The sequence below is a fragment of the Streptomyces griseochromogenes genome (assembly GCF_001542625.1).
GTDB lineage: Bacteria > Actinomycetota > Actinomycetes > Streptomycetales > Streptomycetaceae > Streptomyces > Streptomyces griseochromogenes.
In genome coordinates this window covers 3,093,295-3,113,361 of sequence record NZ_CP016279.1, presented here as the reverse complement: position 1 = coordinate 3,113,361, position 20,067 = coordinate 3,093,295, and the positions used below count along the sequence as shown (strand labels likewise).

The 20,067-nt window shown below is 72.5% G+C and carries 20 protein-coding genes; 4 read left to right on the top strand and 16 right to left on the bottom strand.

What is annotated here, in order from left to right; genetic code table 11:
* Positions 1 to 121: 121 nt before the first annotated feature.
* From AVL59_RS13245 to AVL59_RS13235, 3 genes are all read right to left on the bottom strand, one after another.
* A complete protein-coding gene (locus AVL59_RS13245) occupies positions 122 to 805 on the bottom strand; it encodes a S8 family serine peptidase (RefSeq protein ID WP_067303212.1) in 684 nt (227 codons plus the stop codon).
* Between the two features lie 225 nt (positions 806 to 1,030).
* Positions 1,031 to 1,534, bottom strand: a complete 504-nt coding sequence (locus AVL59_RS13240; protein ID WP_067303209.1) for a hypothetical protein — start codon at positions 1,532 to 1,534, stop codon at positions 1,031 to 1,033.
* A gap of 30 nt (positions 1,535 to 1,564) precedes the next feature.
* Entirely contained in the window at positions 1,565 to 1,843 is a 279-nt protein-coding gene (locus AVL59_RS13235) for a hypothetical protein (RefSeq protein ID WP_067303207.1), read from the bottom strand.
* A 607-nt stretch (positions 1,844 to 2,450) separates the two neighbouring features.
* Here AVL59_RS13235 and AVL59_RS52090 point away from each other — a divergent pair.
* The gene (locus AVL59_RS52090) at positions 2,451 to 2,777 is read left to right on the top strand and encodes a hypothetical protein (RefSeq protein WP_159399905.1); all 327 of its coding nucleotides are present in this window, start codon (positions 2,451 to 2,453) and stop codon (positions 2,775 to 2,777) included.
* A complete protein-coding gene (locus tag AVL59_RS13230; RefSeq protein WP_067303205.1) occupies positions 2,758 to 3,177 on the top strand; it encodes a hypothetical protein in 420 nt (139 codons plus the stop codon). The genes AVL59_RS52090 and AVL59_RS13230 overlap by 20 nt, the downstream gene beginning before the upstream one ends.
* A gap of 31 nt (positions 3,178 to 3,208) precedes the next feature.
* Here the strand turns inward: AVL59_RS13230 and AVL59_RS54135 are convergent, their stop codons facing one another.
* The 8 genes from AVL59_RS54135 to AVL59_RS13190 form a co-directional block, all read right to left on the bottom strand.
* Positions 3,209 to 5,281 carry an SWIM zinc finger family protein gene (locus AVL59_RS54135; RefSeq protein WP_237281498.1) on the bottom strand — a complete coding sequence of 691 codons (2,073 nt, stop codon included), beginning with the start codon at positions 5,279 to 5,281 and terminating at the stop codon, positions 3,209 to 3,211.
* Between the two features lie 401 nt (positions 5,282 to 5,682).
* Positions 5,683 to 8,538: a DEAD/DEAH box helicase gene (locus AVL59_RS13220; RefSeq protein WP_067303200.1), complete on the bottom strand. Its 2,856-nt coding sequence runs from the start codon at positions 8,536 to 8,538 to the stop codon at positions 5,683 to 5,685.
* 95 nt (positions 8,539 to 8,633) lie between these two features.
* Positions 8,634 to 9,215, bottom strand: a complete 582-nt coding sequence (locus tag AVL59_RS13215) for a sugar kinase (protein WP_067303197.1) — start codon at positions 9,213 to 9,215, stop codon at positions 8,634 to 8,636.
* The gene (locus AVL59_RS13210; protein WP_067303194.1) at positions 9,212 to 10,357 is read right to left on the bottom strand and encodes an ROK family glucokinase; all 1,146 of its coding nucleotides are present in this window, start codon (positions 10,355 to 10,357) and stop codon (positions 9,212 to 9,214) included. The genes AVL59_RS13215 and AVL59_RS13210 overlap by 4 nt, the downstream gene beginning before the upstream one ends.
* Before the next feature lie 116 nt (positions 10,358 to 10,473).
* On the bottom strand, positions 10,474 to 11,265 hold the full coding sequence (locus tag AVL59_RS13205; protein ID WP_067303191.1) for an ATP-binding cassette domain-containing protein: 792 nt from the start codon (positions 11,263 to 11,265) through the stop codon (positions 10,474 to 10,476).
* On the bottom strand, positions 11,262 to 12,341 hold the full coding sequence (locus AVL59_RS13200; protein ID WP_099053057.1) for an ABC transporter permease: 1,080 nt from the start codon (positions 12,339 to 12,341) through the stop codon (positions 11,262 to 11,264). Before AVL59_RS13200 ends, AVL59_RS13205 begins: the two co-directional genes overlap by 4 nt.
* The gene (locus AVL59_RS13195; RefSeq protein WP_067303188.1) at positions 12,338 to 13,342 is read right to left on the bottom strand and encodes a sugar ABC transporter substrate-binding protein; all 1,005 of its coding nucleotides are present in this window, start codon (positions 13,340 to 13,342) and stop codon (positions 12,338 to 12,340) included. Before AVL59_RS13195 ends, AVL59_RS13200 begins: the two co-directional genes overlap by 4 nt.
* Positions 13,343 to 13,542: 200 nt before the next feature.
* Positions 13,543 to 14,280, bottom strand: a complete 738-nt coding sequence (locus AVL59_RS13190; RefSeq protein WP_099053056.1) for a GntR family transcriptional regulator — start codon at positions 14,278 to 14,280, stop codon at positions 13,543 to 13,545.
* A gap of 138 nt (positions 14,281 to 14,418) precedes the next feature.
* Between AVL59_RS13190 and AVL59_RS13185 the strand changes: the two genes are divergently transcribed.
* Positions 14,419 to 15,438 carry a Gfo/Idh/MocA family protein gene (locus AVL59_RS13185; RefSeq protein ID WP_067303182.1) on the top strand — a complete coding sequence of 340 codons (1,020 nt, stop codon included), beginning with the start codon at positions 14,419 to 14,421 and terminating at the stop codon, positions 15,436 to 15,438.
* 40 nt (positions 15,439 to 15,478) lie between these two features.
* On the opposite strand, the gene AVL59_RS13180 is transcribed toward AVL59_RS13185, so the two are convergent.
* A complete protein-coding gene (locus AVL59_RS13180) occupies positions 15,479 to 16,147 on the bottom strand; it encodes a response regulator (protein ID WP_208870592.1) in 669 nt (222 codons plus the stop codon).
* 89 nt (positions 16,148 to 16,236) lie between these two features.
* Positions 16,237 to 17,511: a sensor histidine kinase gene (locus tag AVL59_RS13175; RefSeq protein ID WP_079146674.1), complete on the bottom strand. Its 1,275-nt coding sequence runs from the start codon at positions 17,509 to 17,511 to the stop codon at positions 16,237 to 16,239.
* 169 nt (positions 17,512 to 17,680) lie between these two features.
* On the opposite strand from AVL59_RS13175, the gene AVL59_RS13170 reads away from it, so the two are divergent.
* On the top strand, positions 17,681 to 17,881 hold the full coding sequence (locus AVL59_RS13170; protein ID WP_067303179.1) for a hypothetical protein: 201 nt from the start codon (positions 17,681 to 17,683) through the stop codon (positions 17,879 to 17,881).
* Positions 17,882 to 17,936: 55 nt separating this feature from the next.
* On the opposite strand, the gene AVL59_RS13165 is transcribed toward AVL59_RS13170, so the two are convergent.
* The 3 genes from AVL59_RS13165 to AVL59_RS13155 all read right to left on the bottom strand — a co-directional run bounded on the left by AVL59_RS13165 (position 17,937) and on the right by AVL59_RS13155 (position 20,002).
* On the bottom strand, positions 17,937 to 18,332 hold the full coding sequence (locus AVL59_RS13165) for a ribonuclease (protein ID WP_067303176.1): 396 nt from the start codon (positions 18,330 to 18,332) through the stop codon (positions 17,937 to 17,939).
* A 153-nt stretch (positions 18,333 to 18,485) separates the two neighbouring features.
* Positions 18,486 to 19,112 carry a dihydrofolate reductase family protein gene (locus AVL59_RS13160; protein WP_067303173.1) on the bottom strand — a complete coding sequence of 209 codons (627 nt, stop codon included), beginning with the start codon at positions 19,110 to 19,112 and terminating at the stop codon, positions 18,486 to 18,488.
* A 74-nt stretch (positions 19,113 to 19,186) separates the two neighbouring features.
* Positions 19,187 to 20,002, bottom strand: coding sequence for an AIM24 family protein (locus AVL59_RS13155; RefSeq protein WP_079146673.1), 816 nt, complete (start codon positions 20,000 to 20,002; stop codon positions 19,187 to 19,189).
* Between the last annotated feature and the right edge of the window lie 65 nt (positions 20,003 to 20,067).

The following is a 20,067-nucleotide window of genomic DNA, read 5'->3' as shown; positions in this document are numbered from 1 at the left end:
GAGTATTTCGCACCGGGGAGTGCCTTCCTGCGGCGGGTCGGCTGCTCGGGCAGGCGTTCCTGCACCGCTGGTCGGTGTCTCACTCACGCCCTGCACGCTCTCCCATCTCACCATTTCTCACTCACGCCGACGGCGGCGGCCAGGGCCACGGCCACGGTCGGGGTGCTGCCCCCACCGATGAACGCGTGGGCGCCGGCTTGGTGACCGTGTGCGGGCGTGGCGCGGCAGACCTGGAGGGAGCGGGTTCGTCCGGCGGCCGCGCGGAGATCGCCGCCTGCGGGTCCAGCACGCCGTGGCCGATCTGGCTGTCCGGCAGCCGGGGGGCCGGTGGGTGCGCGGTCGTCTTGAGCCGGTCGGACAGCTGGGCCGGCGCCAGTCGGGGGCGGTGGCTCAGGACGAGTGCCGCCGCGCCCGCATCGAGCGCGGCCGCCGAGCTGGGACCCGAGCCGATGGCCGGAGCCGGGCTCCGGCCGGTCGCGAGGCCGGTCTGGTCGCCGGGCGCCGCCAGATCGACGCGCAGCGCGGGCTCCTCCTCGGCGGGGACGCCGGGGTCGACGCTGGTCACCGAGAGCACCTCGGGGTACGCCGCCGGGAAGAGGGTGCCGCCCCGCGGCATCTCCTGGTCGAATCGCGGCGGTGCGACGACGAGCGCTCCGGTACGCGTCACGTCGTCCACGGCCCGCCTCAGGGCCGGGATGCCCTGCGCCGCCGGTACCGCGACGAGGATCACCCGTGCGCCCGCACCCGCGGCGGCACGGATGCCTCCCGCCAGCAGGTCCGCGTCCCTGTGGACGAGGTAGCCCACCGGCCGCCGCCTCCCCGCGTCCGCGTCCCGTGGTCCTGCCCCCGCGGCGCACGCTTCTTCCGGGTCCTGCGACCGGCCACCACGACACCGGTGATGAAGATCGTCAGGGCTGTTCCGAAGATCATTGTTCCGTGTTCCTGGCTTCACGCGGGTGTCCCCGCACGTCGTCCGCCGCAGCGGAATCGATGTCGCCCGTCGGTCAACGCCGAGGACGTCCGGGGAGGTTCAAAGCCATTGCCGCGTCCGGGCGTCGTCCACGGTGGGGGCGCACTCCCCCTCGCGAAAGGTCCCGGACCGCGGGTACGGAACGGAGCTGGGCGTGCCGTCGGGTGCGATGACCCAGGCGGCCCCCGGCCTCGGCTTCTCGTCGGAGACCAGCCAGGGCGGACAGGACGGCGGCGCGGGCACCGGGACCGGGGACACGGGAGGCGGGCCGTAGACGCAGAAGACGAGGACCGACGCTCCCGGCAGCGCGGGCATGGGCGCTTCGTCGCCTTCGACGGTCCGTACCTGCCGGCCCAGGGCGGGCGCACCGCCCGTCGTCGCGGCGGTCGGAGCGAACGGCGGAACGTCCTCACCGGCTCCGGGCCGCCCGGCCGGATCGGCACAGAGGGACGCGACCCTCTCGGCGGATTCCCGCGCGGAGCCGGCGTTCCAGCCAGGCCGGTCGGCCGGCGGACGCGAAGCCGTGCAGCCGGTGAGGGTGATGGCCAGCGCTAAGCCCGCCACCAGGGAAGATGTATGCATTCCGTCTCTCGATCATTCGGATGAGGTGTGAAGCCGCTGAACCGAACCGGCCTCACCGGGCCGACCGTGCCGGGGGCTGTCCGCGCACCACCTGATCACGGGCAGGCTGTGAGGATCGGCATTCCTGCCGCTGTCGAGGCGGCCGGAAAGGCTGTGCGGCGCGACGCGCATGGAGGTGCAGTAGTCCTGCCTCCCGCCGCTCCGCGGCGCTTGCCGGCCCGACAGGACGAGCAATGCCATGAACGCGGCCATCAGCACGATCAATGAATTCTTCAGGAACAGGGCGAACACAGTTCTTCTCCGCGGCGATTCAGGCGCACCGCGGCAGGAGTCCGCGCCGTTCCAGAATCGGCCGGAATGTGCGCATCGCGTAGTGGCTGCGGGATTTCATGGTGCGGGTCACCAGGGGCGACATAGGGAGGTAATCCGACATAGAGGACCTCTCGGGTGGTCGGCTTGCGCTGAGCCGAAGCGCTCAGACTGACTATCGGTGTGAACGAGACCAGCCCGCTTCGAGTCGCACTCCTCGGCTCTTCGGAGCTTCGCGACGACGCGGGGCGCACGGTCGCCGTAGCGGGTCCGGTCGCCGTAGCGGGTCCGGTCGCCGTAGCGGGTCCGCAACGCAAGGCCGTGCTCGCGCGGCTCGCGCTGGAGCTCGGCAAAGTCGTCCCCGTGGAGCGGTTCTGCGAGCTCTTGTGGGGCGAGGAGCCTCCCGAGCACACGAAAGCCGGCTCTCCAGGGACATATCGCGGCCCTTCGCAAGGCCCTGTCCGGTTCCGAGGAACTCGGCGATCCCTACGGCAAGAGCGCCGCCCTGCGCGGCCTCGCCGTCACCGCACGCGTCCAGGGGCAGCTGGAGACGGCACTGGATCTGCACGCCGAGAGCCACCGGCTGGCCGTGTCGCACCATCTGCCGCTGCTGGAGGTTGCCAACCGGGTCTCGGAGGCCGAATGCCGTCTCGCCCTCGGCCAGGCGCGGGACGCCATCGGCATCCTGGAACAGGCTCTCGTCGACAGCCGCCGGCTGCGCGCCTGCCGTCTGGAATCGGCGGCCGCCGAACTGCTCGCCGAGGCGCTGGAGGAGAGCAGACAGTCCGGCCCCTCGTGTCCACAGCGGTCCCTTGGGCTCACCCTGGCCCTCGCAGCGCCTTCTCCTGATGCGGGATCGTGGCGACACCGTTCGGCCTCGTCTTCCTGGGGTGGGTATGGAGCAGCTGGTTCTTGAATCGATCGGGTACCGCGCGATGTGTCAGGACTGCGGTGCCGAGCTGGAGTGCTCGGGCGTCCAGGCCCTCGTGGACGGCCGGTTGCGGTGGGACGTCGAGGCGGCGTGTTCCTCCTGCGGCTTCGCGGTGGCCGTCTGCGGCGGCGACATACCGCGCGAACGCCGGGATCAGATGCTCGCCGAGCACGGTCCGGCCGGACTGCACGTGGCCGACCCCTCGGCGTCGAACGTCGCGATCATGCGCGTGCTGCGCGCCGAACTCGGCCTGGACCTCGTGCAGGCCAGGGCGGCCCTGCGCCAGGTGCTGAGCGGTGACCACCGGGGCACCCTTCCCGAGATGGAGCTGCTGGCCCGGAAGCCGCGCGCGTCCGGCGTCGCCGCCGTCGCGGCCAGGCCGTAGGGCCCGCGGAACTCCTTCGACGAGGTCGGGCTCACAGATCGTCGGGGGTGCCGAGGCCCGTGAGCGCGCCCACCGGGTCCAGGTCGGGGGTGCCGCGTGGCCACCAGTCGTCGTGGTCCGGCTCCGACTCGTAGGCGTACCACAGGCCGTCACGGCCCAGGCGGAGCTGGACGTGACCGCCGGGGTGGGTGAGGCGGTTGCGCCGGGGGCGGAACGCCGGCAGGTCGGCGGCGAGCAGCAGCGGGCGGGCCCGGTCGAAACGGCCGGCCGGCGGGTCCCACGGCTCTTCCAGTACGGCCAGCCCCGCGAGCCCGCCCTGCCGCCAGGCCGCGACCGCCCGAGCCAGGTCGGCAGGGGTACGGCCGACGGCCGTGGCGAGCGTGGCGTACAGGGCTCGGGTGGTGGCCGTCAGCCCGGAGCCGGGGCGGGCCGCGGCCAGGCGCACCGCGTCCTGCCACAGGGTCAGCTCGCCGACCGGATCGCGGCCCGTGGCGAGCAGCGCGTGCGCGCGGGCGGCGGCGTCGGTCGCCAGCTGGTCCAGCGCGAAGGGGTCGGGGCCGCCGGGCGCCGCCGGGTACACCGGCGGCTGCTCGGGATGCGGCGGCACGGGCAACGGCGGTGGCAGCGGCGCGAGTCGGCGCGGAGCGAGGGCCTCGGCGGCCCGTACGCCGGGCAGGGACCGCGGTGACCGCTCCTGGGCGGCCCGGGCCGCGCGTGCGGCGCTGCGGCGGGACAGCGTGTCGAGCAGTCCCCTCTCACCGCGGCCGCGCAGCAGGAGCAGTACGAAGGGGTCGGCGTCGAGCAGGCGTGCCATCTGGTAGCAGAGAGCGGCCGCGTGCTTGCAGGGGTGGCCGGAGTCGGGGCAGCTGCACTGCGGGGCGAGGTCGCGGGGGCCGGGCAGCAGGGGCACACCGCAGTCGGCGAGGGACTCGGGCAACTCCTTGTCCAGCAGCGCCGCGATGTGCCCGGGCCGGTCCGCGGCCGCTTCCAGGAACCTCTCCCAGTCCTCGTTCTCCAGCGTGCGCAGCCGCACCTGGACCCGGTACGGACGCGGGCGGCTGCCCCGCACGTACGCCAGCACCAGCCCCGGGGTCACCGTGATCGCGTCCACATGCCCCTGGTCCGCGTAACCACGGCCCCGGGCCAGCCTCTTGACGTCCAGCGCGCCCTGCTCCAGCGCCTCCACCCAGGCATTGCCCCACCAGGTCTCGGCGAACGAGGAGTCCTGCGAGGCCGTCGGCCGGGGCGGGAATGCCGGGAACGTGCGGCGGAGTTCGGTGTCGCGGTGGGGGGCGGCCATGGTGGCGGGGATCCGTGCGGGTGCCGGGCCGGAGGGGCCGGGCTCGGTGGGAGGGTGGGGAGTGCGCGCGGCGAAGGGCGCCTGCTGGGACACCGGCGCCGGAGCGGCCGAAGGGCGTGGGTCGGGACGGTCGGTGTCGCCGCCGTGGGTGCTCTCCGCCTCCGTGCCGGTGTCGTCCGTCTCCTCGGACGTGTCCGTCCAGGAGGGCATGCGGAAGGCGTTCGTCAGGAACTGCCGCATGTCATGCGCGGCTTTGGCCCGGGCCGCCTGGGATTCTCCGCCGGGCCGCGTGGTGGTGGGTGCGGAGGCGGCGGGACGTGCCGGTGTGCGCGAGCCGCGCCGGGAGTCCGCCCGCACAGCCTCGGCACGCAGCGCCTCCCGCCGGGCTGAGCGAAGCGCTTCCCTGGCCGCGTCGGCAGGGCGTCCCGCCGACGGTGCGGCGGGGGCGGCTCGGGGCACGTCCCGGTCGCGGTCACCCACGTCTTCGGACTGCGCCGTGGCGCCGGGATCCACGCGTCGGTCGGCGGACCGCGGCGTGGTTCCGGGCCCTTCCCCGGCAACGGACTGCGCCCCGGCATCGGGCTCCTCGCCGTCGGCGGACCGCGCCGTGACGCCGGTCGCATCTCTGTCCCCGGAAACGGTGCAGTCGCCGTTCCCGTCCGTCGCGCCGTCCGCGCCCCGGCGGGCGGGCACGGCCGACATGGCCGACATCGCTGACCGCAGGGCGGCTCTCGCGGCGTCCGCGGGCCTCGGCCCCACCGCGCCGACCCGCTCGACCGCGCGCTCGGGCACCCGCTCACCCACGGTTTCCGCCTCTGCGGTCTCCTCCCGCCCGGACTCGCCTTGACCGGACTCCGCTTCCCCGGATCCAGTCCGTTCGACCCCAGCCGCATCGGACCGGCTCCGCTCCAAACCACCGCGCTCTGACCCGGCCCGCTCGGACCCAGCCCGCTCAGACCCAGCCTGCTCGGACCCGACCCACTCGGACCCGACCCGCTCGGACTCAGTCCGCTCGGACCCGGCCCGCTCAGACCCAGCCCGTCCTGACTCGGCCCGCGCGGACCCGCCCCACTCAGACCCAGCCCGTTCCGACTCGGCCCGCTCGGACCCGGCCCGTCCCGACTCGGCCCGTTCTGACTCCGCGCGCTGTCTTGCCGCTCGCAGAGCCTGTCGTGCGGCGTCGCCGGGCCGCTGTTCCCCGCTCGTCACGACGGCCTCCGGAGCGAGACGAGGTCGGACAGCTCGCGGTCGGTCAGTTCGGTCAGGGCCGACTCGCCGGAGCCGAGGATGGCGTCGGCCAGGGCGCGCTTGGCCGCCAGCATCTCGGCGATGCGGTCCTCGACCGTGCCCTCGGTGACCAGGCGGTGGACCTGGACGGGCTGGGTCTGGCCGATGCGGTAGGCGCGGTCGGTGGCCTGTTCCTCGACGGCCGGGTTCCACCAGCGGTCGAAATGGATGACATGGCCCGCGCGCGTGAGGTTCAGGCCCGTTCCGGCGGCCTTCAGGGAGAGGACGAGGACCGGTGTCCGCCCGTCCTGGAAGCGGTCGACCATGCGCTCGCGCTCCGGCACCGGCGTGCCGCCGTGCAGGAGGTCCACGGGGATCGCGCGGACGGACAGATGAGCGGTGATCAGGCGGGCCATGCCGACGTACTGCGTGAAGACGAGAACCGAGCCGTCCTCGGCGAGCACGGTGTCCAACAGCTCGTCCAGGAGGGCGAGTTTGCCGGAGCGGGCCGCGAGCCTGTCGGCGTGCGTGTCCTCCTTCAAGTACAGCGCGGGGTGGTCGCAGATCTGTTTCAGGGCGCCGAGCAGCTTCAGGACCAGGCCCCGGCGGGCGATTCCCTCGGCGGTCTCGATGGCCAGCATCGACTCGCGCACCACCGCCTCGTACAGCGCGGCCTGTTCCCGGGTGAGCGGCACCGGGTGGTCCGTCTCGGTCTTGGGCGGCAGCTCGGGGACGATGCCGGGGTCGGACTTTTTGCGGCGCAGGAGGAACGGCCGTACCAGGCGGGCCAGCCGGTCCACCGCCGCTCCGTTCTCATCGGCCCCGCCGTTCTCCACCGCGCGCGCGTGCCGGGCGCGGAAGGACTTCAGGGGGCCGAGGAGACCTGGGGTCGTCCAGTCGAGAAGGGCCCACAGTTCGGAGAGGTTGTTCTCCACGGGGGTGCCGGTCAGGGCCACGCGCGCGGGGGCCGGGATGGTGCGCAGCGCCTTGGCGGTCGCCGAGTACGGGTTCTTCACGTGCTGGGCCTCGTCGGCGACGACCATGCCCCAGGGCTGCTCGGCGAGGTGCGCGGCCGCGGAGCGCATCGTGCCGTAGGTGGTGAGGACGAAGCCGGTGTCGAGGCCGGCGAGGGTGCGGTCGGGGCCGTGGAAGCGGCGGACGGGGACACCGGGTGCGAACCGGGTGATCTCCCGCTGCCAGTTGCCCAGCAGGGACGCGGGGCAGACCACGAGGGTCGGCTCGGTGCGGGCCCGCTTCAGGTGCAGGGCGATGAGCGTGATCGTCTTGCCGAGGCCCATGTCGTCGGCGAGGCAGCCGCCGAGGCCGAGGGAGGTCATGAGGTCGAGCCAGGCCAGGCCGCGCAGCTGGTAGTCGCGCAGGGTGGCGTCGAGCCCGGCGGGCGGCTCGGCGGGGCGCAGGCCCGCGGTGAGGCGGTCGCGCAGGGCGGCCAGGGCACCGACCGGTACGGCCGCTACGCTCTCGCCGTCGACCTCCGCGGTGCCGGTGAGCGCGACGGACAGCGCGTCGACCGGATCCAGCAGGCCCAGTTCGCGCTTGCGGGCCTTGCGGACCAGGGCCGGGTCGACCAGCACCCAGCGGTCCCGCAGCCGTACGACCGGCCGGTGCGCCTCGGCGAGCGCGTCCATCTCGGCCTCGCTGAGCGGGTCGCCGCCGAGCGCCAGCTGCCAGCCGAACCGGAGCAGGTCCTCGCTCTCGAAGAACCCGGTGCCGTCGGTCGCCGAGCCGGGCGCGGGCCGGACCACCGCGGCGGCGGTGAGGTCACGGGCGAGGTCCCGGGGCCAGTGGACGGCCACCCCGGCGGCGCCGAGCCGGCCGGCCGCCACGCCGAGCAGATCGCCCACCTCCTCCTCGGACAGTGCGAGGACGTCGGGCACCTCCTGCTCGGCGAGCCGGTCCAGGGGCGGCCACACGCGGGCCGCGCGCCGTACCGCGAGGGCGGCGTCCACGCGTGCGCGTGGCCCGAAGGACGTCTCGGCCGCCCCCGTCCACAGGGCCGCCGCGTCGGCCACCAGGGTCGGGTCGGCGAGGCTGTGCACCTGGACGATCACCGCGCCCGCGGCACGCGCGCCTTCGGCGGCACCGGCGTCGAAGGCGTCGTACGCGGACAGGTCGAGGCGCAGCGAGATCCGTACGCCCGCGTCCATGCCGGCGGCGACCTCCGCCGCCCAGTCATGGGCGCGGGGCAGGGCGTGGGGTTCGCGGGCGGCGAAGGGCCGGCCCGAGGTGTAGGGGGCGGCCGGGGTGCGGGGCAGGGTGTCGGCGACCGCGTCGAGGAAGGAGCGGACCAGCGCCTCCGGTTCGGGCAGCCGGAGCGGGCCGGGGTCCGGGAGCGGCACGGCGTGGCCCTCCGGGGGCAGGGCCGCGGCCACCGCGCGCAGGTGGGCGATGTCGTCGGATTCCAGCGGGCCCGCCCGCCAGGCGTCGTGGCCGCCCGGGGTGAGGCCGGGCAGCAGGCGGCCGCGGGCGATCAGCCGCAGCGCGTGGAGGGCGGCGGCGCCCCAGCAGGCCGTGGCCGGGTGGGCGGCCGGGTCCCGGCGGGCCCGGACCAGAAGGGGCAGGGCCTCGGCGAGCGGCAGGGTCAGCGCGGGCACCTGCCGGCGGCGCACGCTCGCGCCATGGCGCCGTACGACGGTCAGCTCGTCGGTGTGGCCGTCGGCGGGCAGCGGGCCGCCCTCGGGGTCCCAGAAGGCGATGCGGCCCTCGCGCGGGAGGGGCGCGGGCAGGTAGACGGACGCGAGGCGCACCGGGACCGAGGCCCCGGCCTCCCGGGAATCCTCCGTGCTCTCGGCCACCGCGGCCATGCCGCCGCTCATACGTCCTGCCACCTCCCGCCCTTGTGCCGGATCAGACGTCTTCGACTGTACGGGCGGGGTCTGACAATCGGCTCCGGGGACCGGTCCGGGCCCGGTTACGGGACCGTGCGGGAGACGACGTACACCATCGGGTTGTCCGGGTCGGACATGTTGACGACCACGTCCTGGGTGGGGGCCGGGTTCTTCTGGTGGTGGGTGATGCCGGACCAGGGGCCGGGGCCGGTGAAGTGCCAGCCGGAGACCTTCTGGTCGCGGTCGCCGATGGTGAGGTCGTCCTTCTTCAGCTGGTCGCGGCGCAGGCCCATGGTGCCCAGGTAACTGTCCAGGCCGGCGCCGTTGGTGCGGAACTGCACGTACAGGCGGCTGGTCTTCCAGTTGTTGGTCTCGTAGGTGGCGACGTAGTCGGCGGGGTGCGGGACGGCCACCTGGTAGAGGCGGCGCTGCACCTTCGACGGCAGGCCCGGGGTGAGGCCGGTCGCCGAGTACTTCGCCTCCTTGTCCTTGCCGCTGTTGCGGCTCTGGTTGGCGGAGATCACCAGGTAGCCGGCCGGGACGCCGATGAGCAGCACGATGATCAGCAGCGTCAGCGCCCTGCGCCTGGCCTTGTGGCGCGGGTCCTCGGACCGCCGCGGCGGCTCGTCCGGGGACGCGGCCTGGTGGGGCAGCGACGCGGTCATGCGGTGTCCCGGTCGCGGCGGGCCTGGGCGTACCGTTCGTATCGCTCGTAGCGCTCCACCCGGCGCCGCTTGGCCCGCCGGAAGCGGCGGGCGACCAGACGGGCCAGGTCGGCGGCGCCCACCATGCCGGCCTCGGGGCCGAGCTGGGCGCGCGTGATGCGGGCCTCGGGGCGGTAGCCGCGGCCGGTGAGGTGGCGCTTGAAGGCGTCCCGGGCCGGGCCGATGAGCAGGTCGTCGGCGGCCGAGACGCCGCCGCCGATGACGAAGCAGGACGGGTCGAGGGCGGCCGCGAGGTTGGCGATGCCGACGCCGAGCCACTGGCCGATGTCCTGGAGCAGCTCCACGCACATGGCGTCGCCCTCGCGGGCCAGCTCGGTGATCATCGGGCCGGTGATGTCGTCGATGTTGCCCTTGACGTGCTCGATGATCCCGTAGGCCACCGGGGAGTCGGCCGCGGCCAGCTCCTTGGCTTCCCTGACGAGCGCGTTGCCGGAGCTGTACTGCTCCCAGCAGCCGCGGTTGCCGCACGGGCAGCGGTGGCCGCCGGGGACGACCTGCATATGGCCGAACTCCCCGGCGACGCCGAACTTGCCGCGCTTGACCTGGCCGTCCTCCAGGATGGCACCGCCGATGCCGGTGCCGAGCGTGATCATGACGAGGTGGTCCTCGCCGCGGCCGGCGCCGAAGCGCCACTCCGCCCAGGCGGCGGTGTTGGCGTCGTTGTCCACGAGGACCGGTACGGAGAGCCGTCCGGAGAGACGGTCCCGCAGCGGTTCGTTGCGCCAGGACAGGTGGGGTGCGAACAGGACGCGGTTGCGGTCGGCGTCGACCCAGCCGGCGGCGCCGATGCCGACCGCGTGCACGTCGTGCCGGTCGGACAGGTCCAGGACCAGTTCGACGATGGTGTCCTCGACGACCTTGGGGCTCTTGGACTTGTCCGGGGTCTCCGTGCGGAGTTTCTCCAGGATGTTGCCGTCCGCGTCGACCACACCCGCCATGACCTTGGTGCCGCCGATGTCGATGCCCACCGTCGGCACGCGGGGTGCGGTCAGGTGGGAGCGGCGTTCCCTGGTGCCGACCGTGCGGAGCACGGGGGCCCGGCGGGAGCCGATGGGGGCGGTGAGGTCGCGGTAGGTGCTCATCGTTCGTCGATTCTGCCTCACCCTCGGTATGGGTGCGGTACGGGGCGGCGGAGGGGGTGCGCGAGCAGAGCCGGGTGCGTCATTCGTCGTGGTTGCCCGCGCAGTTCCCCGCGCCCCTAACTACGCTGCAGTTCGTGGCGCAGAGCGTCCAGGTCGGAACCGCCGGCCATCTGCTGGGTCAGCTCGTCCAGCGTGATCTCGTCGCGTGTGTAATTGCCCACCATCGCGCCCCGCCTCAGCAGGACGAAGCGGTCGCCGACCAGGTATGCATGGTGCGGGTTGTGGGTGATCAAAACAACACCCAGGCCCTCGTCGCGTGCCGCCGCCACATATTTGAGGACCACACCGGACTGCTTCACGCCCAGTGCCGCCGTCGGCTCGTCCAGGACCAGGACCTTCGCGCCGAAGTGCACCGCCCTGGCGATCGCCACGCACTGGCGTTCGCCGCCGGAGAGGGTGCCGATGGGCTGGTCGACGTCGCGCAGGTCGATGCCCATGCGGTGCAGTTCCGCGCGCGTGGTGCGGCGCATGAGGTCGACGTCCATGCGCTTGAAGGGAGCCACGCCCTTGCGGGGCTCGGAGCCGAGGAAGAAGTTGCGCCAGACCGGCATCAGGGGCACGACCGCGAGGTCCTGGTAGACCGTGGCGATACCGCGGTCCAGGGCCTGGCGCGGGGAGGACAGGCGGGTCTCCTCGCCCTCGATGCTGAGGGTGCCGCCGTCGTGCTGGTGCAGACCCGCGATCATCTTGATCAGGGTCGACTTGCCCGCTCCGTTGTCGCCGAGGACGCAGGTGATCTCGCCCGCGTGCACCTCCAGGGAGACGCCCTCGAGGGCGCGGACGTTGCCGTAGTGCTTGTCGACGTCGGTCAGCTCGACCAGCGCCGTGCGCTCTGTCGTCTCGGTCACTTCGTGGCCTCCGCACGCTTGCGGACCCAGTGGTTGAGCAGGGTCGCGAGGAGCAGCATCGCTCCGAGGAAGAACTTGAACCAGTCGGGGTTCCATTCGGCGAAGACGATGCCCTTGCTGGTCAGGCCGAACAGGAGCGCGCCGACGGCCGAGCCGACCGCGCTGCCGTAGCCGCCGGTGATCAGGCAGCCGCCGATGACGGCCGCGATGATGTAGATCAGCTCGTTGCCGACGCCCTCGCCGGACTGGACGGCGTCGAAGGAGAAGAGCAGATGCTGGCCGGAGATCCAGGCGCCGAAAGCGACACCCATGTAGAGGCCGATCTTGGTCTTGGCGACCGGGACGCCGACCGCGCGGGCCGCGTCCTGGTTGCCGCCGACCGCGAAGATCCAGTTGCCGGCGCGGGTGCGCAGCAGGATCCAGGAGGCGAGGGCGACGAGGCCGAGCCACCACAGGATGGTGACCTTGAAATCGACGCCGCCCACGGTGAGGGTCGAGGCGAAGACGGCACGGGCGCTCGGGAAGCCCTCCATGTCGGCGATGGTCTTGGTGGAGACCGTGCCGTCGATCAGCTTGGTGAAGCCGAGGTTCATGCCGGTCAGCATCAGGAAGGTGCCCAGCGTGATGATGAAGCTGGGCAGCTTGGTGCGGGTGAGCATGAAGCCGTTGAAGGCGCCGATGGCGAGGGTGACCAGAAGGGAGACGCCCACGCCGACCCAGGTGTTCGCCGTCATCTGGTAGCTGAACATCGACGAGACCAGCGCGGAGGACGTCACGAGGACGCCGGCCGACAGATCGAACTCGCCGCCGATCATCAGCAGGGCCACGGGTACGGCCATGATGCCGATGGTCGAGGAGGCGTACAGGACCGTGCTGAGGCTGGCGGTGTGCAGGAAGCCGTCGGCCGCGAAGGCGAAGACGGCGAAGACGGCGAGCGCGCCGACCACCGAGCCCAGCTCGGGGCGGGAGAGCAGCTTCCGCAGCGGCGAGGTCTGCAGAAGCCTTTCGTCCGCCGTCTTGACGGCTCCCTCGTCGGGGGTCCGTTCCTCGGCGGTCCGTTCCCCGGTCGCGCTCATCGGGTGCCCCGCTCGGTGTACTCCGCCAGCGCGGCCGCCTGGTCCTTGGTGATGATCTGCGGGCCGGTGAGGACCGGCTGGCCGCCGCCGAGGACGTCGCCGTTGTACTTGTAGGCCCACAGCAGGTCGACCGCTTCGTAGCCCTGGAGGTACGGCTGCTGGTCCACGGCGAAACCGAGGGTGCCGTCCTTCAGTTCGGCGGCGACCTTGGCGTTGAGGTCGAAGGTGTCGACCTCGGCCTTGCTGCCGGCGTCGCTCTTCGCCTTCACGGCGGTGTCGGCGTACGGGGCGCCGAGGGTGACGACGGCGTCGACGGACTTGTCCGCCTGGAGCTTGGCCTCGATGGCGGACTGCACATCGGGCATGTTGGTGCCGTTGACGTAGAGCTTCTGGACCGTGCCGTGGAAGGTCTTCGTCACGCCGTCGCAGCGCTGCTCGTGGCCGACGTTGCCCTGTTCGTGCAGGACGCACAGGGCCTTCTTCTTCCCGCGCTTGTTCAGTTCGTCGCCGACCGCCTCGCCGGCGATGGTCTCGTCCTGGCCTATGTGGGTGAGGGCGCCGAAGGCCTTGGACTGCTCGGAGCCGGAGTTCACCGTGATCACGGGGATGCCGGCCTTCTCGGCGCGGGCCACCGCGGCCTTGAGGGCGTCGGGCTTGGCGAGGGTGACGATGATGCCGTCGACCTTCTTGTCGACCGCCGCGTCCACCAGCTGGGCCTGCTGCTGGGCCTCGTCGTCGTGCGAGTACAGGAAGTTGATGTTGTCCTTGACGGCGGCCTGCTTGGCGCCGCTCTGCACGATGTCCCAGAAGGTGTCGCCGTCTCCCGAGTGGGTGATCATCGCGAAGGTCCAGCGGGGCGTGTTCACCGCCGCCCTGCCCTGGGCGGCGGCGGCCTTGCGGGCGTCCTCGGCCCGTTTGCCGCCGGTGCTGCTGCAGCCGGCGAGGGTGACGCTCAGCGCCCCCGCCACCGCGATGCCTACCCAGGTCCGAAACCGTGCCACGAGGCCGTGCCCCTTTCTTGCTGTGCTGACCGTGCTCCGACAAGCGCAAGGGGCGGACGATCTCACCGTCGGCATGTCCCGGCGGCGACCTCACCAGCCCCAAACACTTCAGTATCGAACACAGGGAACACACATGACATGACCGGGGCACAGGAAACGGTCGCATTGTCCGGACATTGCGACGAACCCGGGGCCGGACCTCAGGGGCGTACGAGCAGTTGGAACTCGAAGGAGTAGCGGGTCGGACGGTAGGTGTGATCGCCGAACTCGACCGCGCGGCCGGTGTCGTCGAAGGTGGTGCGCTGCATGGTGAGCAGCGGGGCACCCTCGGCCTCGGCGAGCCGCTCGGCCTCGGAGGCGGTGGCACCGCGGGCGCCGATGGACTGGCGGGCGCTGTGCAGGGTGATCCCGGCGGAGCGCATCAGCCGGTACAGGCCGGTGGCCTCCAGCTGGCCGGTGTCCAGGTCGAGCAGGCCGGACGGCAGATGGTTGATCAGATACGCCATCGGCTCGCCGTGCGCGAGGCGCAGGCGCTCGATGCGGTGCACGTCGCCGCCCTCGGCCACGCCGAGCGCGGCGGCGACCTCGGCGGAGGCGGGGACGACGGCGTTGACCAGGACCTTGGTCGCGGGGCGCTGGCCCGCCGCCTCCAGGTCGTCGTAGAGACTGCTCAGCTCCAGCGGGCGCTTGACCTGACTGTGCACGACCTGGGTGCCCACGCCCCGGCGGCGGACCAGCAGGCCCTTGTCGACGAGGGACTGGATGGCCTGGCGGACGGTGGGCCGGGACAGGCCGAGCCGCGCCGCCAGCTCGATCTCGTTGCCGAGCAGGCTGCCGGGGGTGAGGTCCCCGTGCTCGATGGCGGCCTCCAGCTGCTGGGAGAGCTGGAAGTACAACGGCACCGGGGAACTGCGGTCCACACGGAGGTCGAGTGACACGGTCGGATCCACATCTGGTTTGGGCACGGGCCCGAGCGTAGCCCCGTGCCTGGTTGACGGGAAGTTGTGTAGACAGATTGTCCAGTTGTTCGGACATTGTGATTGACAGCGTACGGGGTCCGCCCTCACCTTGATTCCATGCGCATCGGGGTCATCGGTACGGGCCGCATCGGCACCATTCATGCGAACACACTGAGCCGCCACCGTGAGGTCGGATCGCTGATCCTGACGGACGCGGATCCGGCGCGGGCGCAGGGGCTGGCGCACCGGCTGGGCGAGACGGCGGCGCCGGGGGTCGACGAGATCTTCAAGTGGGGCGTGGACGCGGTGGTGATCACCACGGCGACGCCGGCGCACGCCGAACTGATCGGCCGGGCTGCCCGCTCCGGCCTGCCGGTCTTCTGCGAGAAGCCGATCGCCCTCGACGTGCCGGGCACACTGGCCGCGCTCGCCGAGGTGGAGGCAGCCGGAACGGTTCTCCAGATGGGCTTCCAACGGCGCTTCGACGCGGGGTACGCGAGCGCCCGGGAGGCGGTGCGCTCGGGCAGGCTCGGGCGGCTGCACACCGTGCGGGCGATGACCTGCGACCAGTCCCCTCCCCCGGCGGAGTGGCTGCCGCTGTCCGGCGGGCTGTTCCGGGACACCCTGATCCATGACTTCGACGTGCTGCGCTGGGTGACGGGCCGTGAGGTGGTGGACGTCTACGCGGCCGGCTCGGACTCCGGGCCCGCCCTGTTCCGCGAGGCCGGTGACATCGGCACCGGCGCGGCCCTGCTGACCCTGGACGACGGCACGCTGGCCACGGCGACGGCGACCCGGCTCAACGGTGCGGGCTACGACGTCCGGATGGAGCTCGCCGGGGAGCGGGACACGGTCGTGGTGGGCCTGGACGACCGGACGCCGATCGCGTCCACCGAGCCGACCGGGCCGCCGCCCGCGGACAAGCCGTGGACCGGTTTCCTGGAGCGGTTCGGGCCCGCCTACGAGGCCGAACTGTGCGCCTTCGTCGAGGTGCTCCACGGCGAACGGCCCAACCCGTGCGACGGCCGCGAGGCCCTGCAGGCGCTGCGGATCGCCGAGGCCTGCGAGGCCTCCCGGCGCGAACACCGGCCGGTCCGGCTCACGGAGATCCCGGAGCGGGCTGAGTCGTACGGCTGAGCGGGCGGCTCGTCCACCGGCACGGCGGCGCTCCGGGCGGTCAGCGCCCGTCCTCCAGAAGTCCCGCGTCGTACGCCAACAGCGCGATCTGGACCCGGTTGTTGAGATCCAGCTTGGCGAGGATGCGGGACACATGGGTCTTGACGGTGGCCACGCTCATGAAGAGCTCGGCGGCGATCCGGGCGTTGGCCAGGCCCCGGCCGACGGCGACGGCGACCTCCCGCTCGCGGTCGTTGAGGGCGGCGAGCCGCTCCCTCGCGTGTGCCTGGCGGGAGTCGGCGGCGGTGCCGGCCGCGTGCCGCATCAGCTGGCGGGTGACGGCGGGCGACAGCACCGGTTCCCCGGCCGCGACCCGGCGCACCGCCTCGACGATCTCGGCGGGCGGGGTGTCCTTCAGCACGAACCCGGCGGCGCCCGCGCGCAGGGCGTGCAGCACCTGTTCGTCGGCGTGGAAGGTGGTCAGCACCACGACCTGCGGAGCGTCCGGCCGCGCCCGCAGCCGTCGGGTGGCCGTGAGCCCGTCCACCGACGGCATCCGGATGTCCATGAGCACGACGTCCGGCCGGGTCCGCCCGACCACGTCCTCGATCTCGTTTCCGTCGGCGGCCTCCCCCACGATCTCGATGTCCTCGGCGCCGCCCATCATCAGCGCGAGTCCGGCGCGCACCAGGGGGTCGTCGTCGACGAGGAGGAGCCTGATCGCAGTCACAGTCATGGGGGTTACGTAATCACGTGCGGGCCGGCCGGTGGGCGGCCGTCGGCCACGGCGGGCGGCACCGGCACGTCCCGGTTCCTCCGTCAGCCCCCGCCCCACGGCAGCCACCCCCGCACCTCGAACCCGCCGTCCGCCGTCGGCCCGTGCTCCAGGCGGCCCCCGGCCAGCGTGGCGCGCTCGGTCAGTCCGATCAGGCCCTGGCCGGAGCCGGGGACCGGTGGGACGTCGGATGCGGGGGCGGGGTTGCGGACCGTGATCGTGAGGCCCGCTCCGGGTGCTCCGCAGACCTGGACGGTGACCTCGGCGCCGGGGGCGTGTTTGCGGGCGTTGGTCAAGGTCTCCTGGGCGATGCGGTAGGCGGTGCGGCCGACGGAGGCGGGGACGGCCGCCGGGTCGGCGACGCGCTGGTCGAGGTTGACCTTCATGCCGGCCTCACGGCTCTCGGTGACGAGGGCGTCCAGCGCGGCAAGCGTCGGCTGGGGGCGGCCCCCGGCCGCGTCGTCGGCCTCCCCGGCGCGCAGCACGCCGATGATCTCCCGCAGGTCCTGCAGTGCCTCGTGGGCGCTCTCCCGGATCACTCCGGCCGCCCGCGCGATCTCCTCCCGGGGCGCGTCCGGCCGGAACTCCAGCGCACCGGCGTGCACACTGAGCAGGGTGAGGCGGTGCGCGAGCACATCGTGCATCTCGCGGGCGATGGCCTCGCGGGCGAGCCGCTGGGCCCGCTCGGCGCGCAGGAGCGCCTCGGTCTCCGCGCGCCGGGCCCGGTCGCGCAGGCTGAGCATGAGCTGCCGCTTGGAGCGGACGAACATGCCCCAGCCGATGACCGAGACGGTGAGCAGGACCGTGAACGTGACGTCGGCGAGATAGGGCAGCCCGGGGTCCGGCCGCAGCCAGTAGAAGAGCGGGATCAGCGCGAGGTCGGCGCCGCCGATCCAGGCCACGTACCGGAAGGGCCGGTGCACGGCCAGCGTGAACAGGGCGACCATCGACGCGCCGCCCGCGGTGTCGGACAGAAAGCCGGCCACGACCATCGCGACGGCGAACCCGACCGGCCATCGGCGGCGCAGCCAGACGGCCGCGCAGGCGAGGACGCCGAGTGTCACGTCGAGGACGGCGACGGAGTGCGGCAGGCCGGTTTCGTGGCGCAGGGATTGCGCGGCCATCGCACCGAACAGGGCGGCCAGCAGGAAGCAGACGACGTCGACGGCCCAGTCGCGCGCCGTGCGCCGCGGCCGCCGGTCCGAGCCCCTGGCGTCCGCGTCCAGCTCGTGGATCAGGGCGGACGGGAACAGCCACCGGCGTCGGACCGCGAACTCCTGCGGCACCAGCGCCGGCTCGTCTTTGCTCACGATCGACAAATCTACGCAGGATCGGCCGCCGTGGCCGCCCCGTGCGCGCGATCGCCGACCAAAGTCGCGGCACCGTGGACTTTCGGTGGTCCCGGCCGGCGGGGAAGCGGTCTCGCGCCGGAGGCACGTCGTCCCGCGGCCGATGCGTGGGGCACGGCGGCGGGGTGAGAGTCGTGCCGTGAAACGGTTACTGGAATTTCTCGGACTGATCGCCCTGGTGCAGGGCGCACTGGGCCTGGTGCACGAGTTCACCGACTGGCACGTGGGTCTCGTGCGGCGGCTCGGCTTCCTCGACGGCTACGAGGTGTACGCGAGCATCGGGCTCGTGCTGCTCGCGTTCGCGCTGTTCGCCGTCGCGGACGGCCGGGGATCCGGCTGAGCGCGGATCGGATCCCCGGCCGGGTGCACCGTTCTCCAGGACCTGGTCGGTCGGCTCAGCAGCCGAAGTCGATCAGGTTGAACGTGGCGTAGTGGTCGGAGGTGTAGTAGTCCTCCTGGTTCTCCTCGCCGGTCACGATGCGCCGGGCACCGCGCGTGGAGGAGCCGGGCGTCTTCACCGTGTACTCGTGGTAGTACCCGGACGACTGGCTGGGCAGGACGCCTTCACGGTTCGAGAAGACGATGCCGTCCTGGGAGTACGGGAAGGGCCCGCCCTGGTCGATGAGGTTCAGGGTGTCGTGGGCCTGCGACGGCAGGGCGCTGGAGCAGATGCTGCCGACCGACGCGGCTGCGGCGTCCGCCGTGGTGGCGGAGACGGTGCCGCCCACCAGGAGGGTGGACAGGAGCGCGGCTGCGGCGCCGATGCGAGTGGCGTGTGGGGGGAATCTCATGAACCCATGATGACGCGCGTAGACGTTGGCATGTCAACGACAAGGTTGAAGATTTGCCCTTCAAGTCCTATGAGTTTTCGGGAAGTTAACCTGCCGCCCCGCGCCCTCACGGGGTCCCCACACGGACCGGCGATCTTGGTCCCGCGGTGGGACCTAGGCGTCCTCGGGGAGTGCGTAGGACCCGTACTCGGGGCTGCCCAGCAGGTCGTAGGACTGGATGGAGACACCCGCGCCGGTGACGCGCCCGCCGGTGTGCCGGAACCGGGTGGGCACCGCGCCCTCCTCGAACAGGCGGCGGCCGGCGCCGAGGACGACCGGGAAGGTCAGCAGATGCAAAGTGTCGATCAGCCTCAGGTCCAGCAGGGAGCGGACCAGGGCGCCGCTGCCGTGGATCTGCAGCTCGCCGTCCGTGCGCTCCTTGAGGGCCTGGACCTCTTTGCCGAGGTCGCCGCCGATCACGGTGGTGCCGGACCACTCGGGCGACGCCGGCGTGGACGAGACGACGTACTTGGGGAGGGCGTTGAGCTTGGTTGCGACCAGGTCGGCCGGGTCGGTCATCTTCGGCCAGTAGGCGGCGAAGATGTCGTACGTACGGCGGCCGAGCAGGAAGCCGCCGACGCGGTCGAACACCTCGGTGACGAACCGGCCGAAGTCCTCGTCGCCGTACGGAAAGCTCCAGCCGCCCTGGGCGAACCCGCCGCTGGGGTCCTCCTGGGGGCCGCCGGGCGCCTGGTGGACGCCGTCGAGGGTGACGAACACGGTGGAGACGAGCTTGCCCATGGCGGGTGCCTTCTTCCGGGTGCGGGGTCTGCTGTCATCACCTCAGACCCCGCACCCGCCCGCAACTCATCGGTTCAGCCGGCGTGTGTCGAGAACAGTCCGCCGGTCGGGCCCTGCTTGTCGCCGCCCTGGGCCTTCTTCAGGGCGTTGGCGAGACTCTCGATGGTGAGGGACTGCAGGATCACGCGGCCGTTGCCCTCCAGGGTGGCCAGGGACAGGCCCTCGCCGCCGAAGACGGCGTTCATGAGGCCCTGGCGGTTGAGGCCGCCGATGCGCTGCACCCCGTACTGGATGCCCTCCTCGAAGGCGACCACACAGCCGGTGTCCACCTCGATACGGCCGCCGAAGTCCGCCGGGTTGAGGTCGATGAAATTGCCCGCGCCCGCGATGATCACCGTGCCGCGCCCGGTGAACTTCTCCAGGATGAAGCCCTCGCCGCCGCTCATGCCGGTGCGGCCGCCCTGGAAGGCGATGCCGAACTCGACGGTGGATTCGGCGGCCACGAAGGCGTCCTTCTCGGCGAACCACGCGCGCGTGCCGTCCAGTTCCAGGGCGCGCATCTCGCCGGGCAGCACGCCCGCGAAGCCGACCGTGCCCTCGCCGCCCTGGGAGGTGAAGTACTGGAACGCCAGCGACTCGCCGGCCAGCATGCGCTGGCCGACCTGCATGGCGGTGCCCATGGCCTGGCGCAGCATGCCGCCCATGCCGCCGCTCGTGCCGCTCTGCTGCTGACCTCCGTTGCCCGACGGGCTCGACAGCCGGGTCTCCATGGTCACGTTCGTCGTCTTGAACAGGAACTTTCCGGCCTCGCAGTACACGGTCTGGCCGGGGTGCAGGTTGACGACCGCCATCTGCATGGCGTTGCCGACGATTTCTTGCTGAAGGGTCACGCGAGGAGAACGCGGGAGGTGGAGCGAAGAGTTCCGGCCGCGGCCGGATTCGGTGTCCGTTCGCC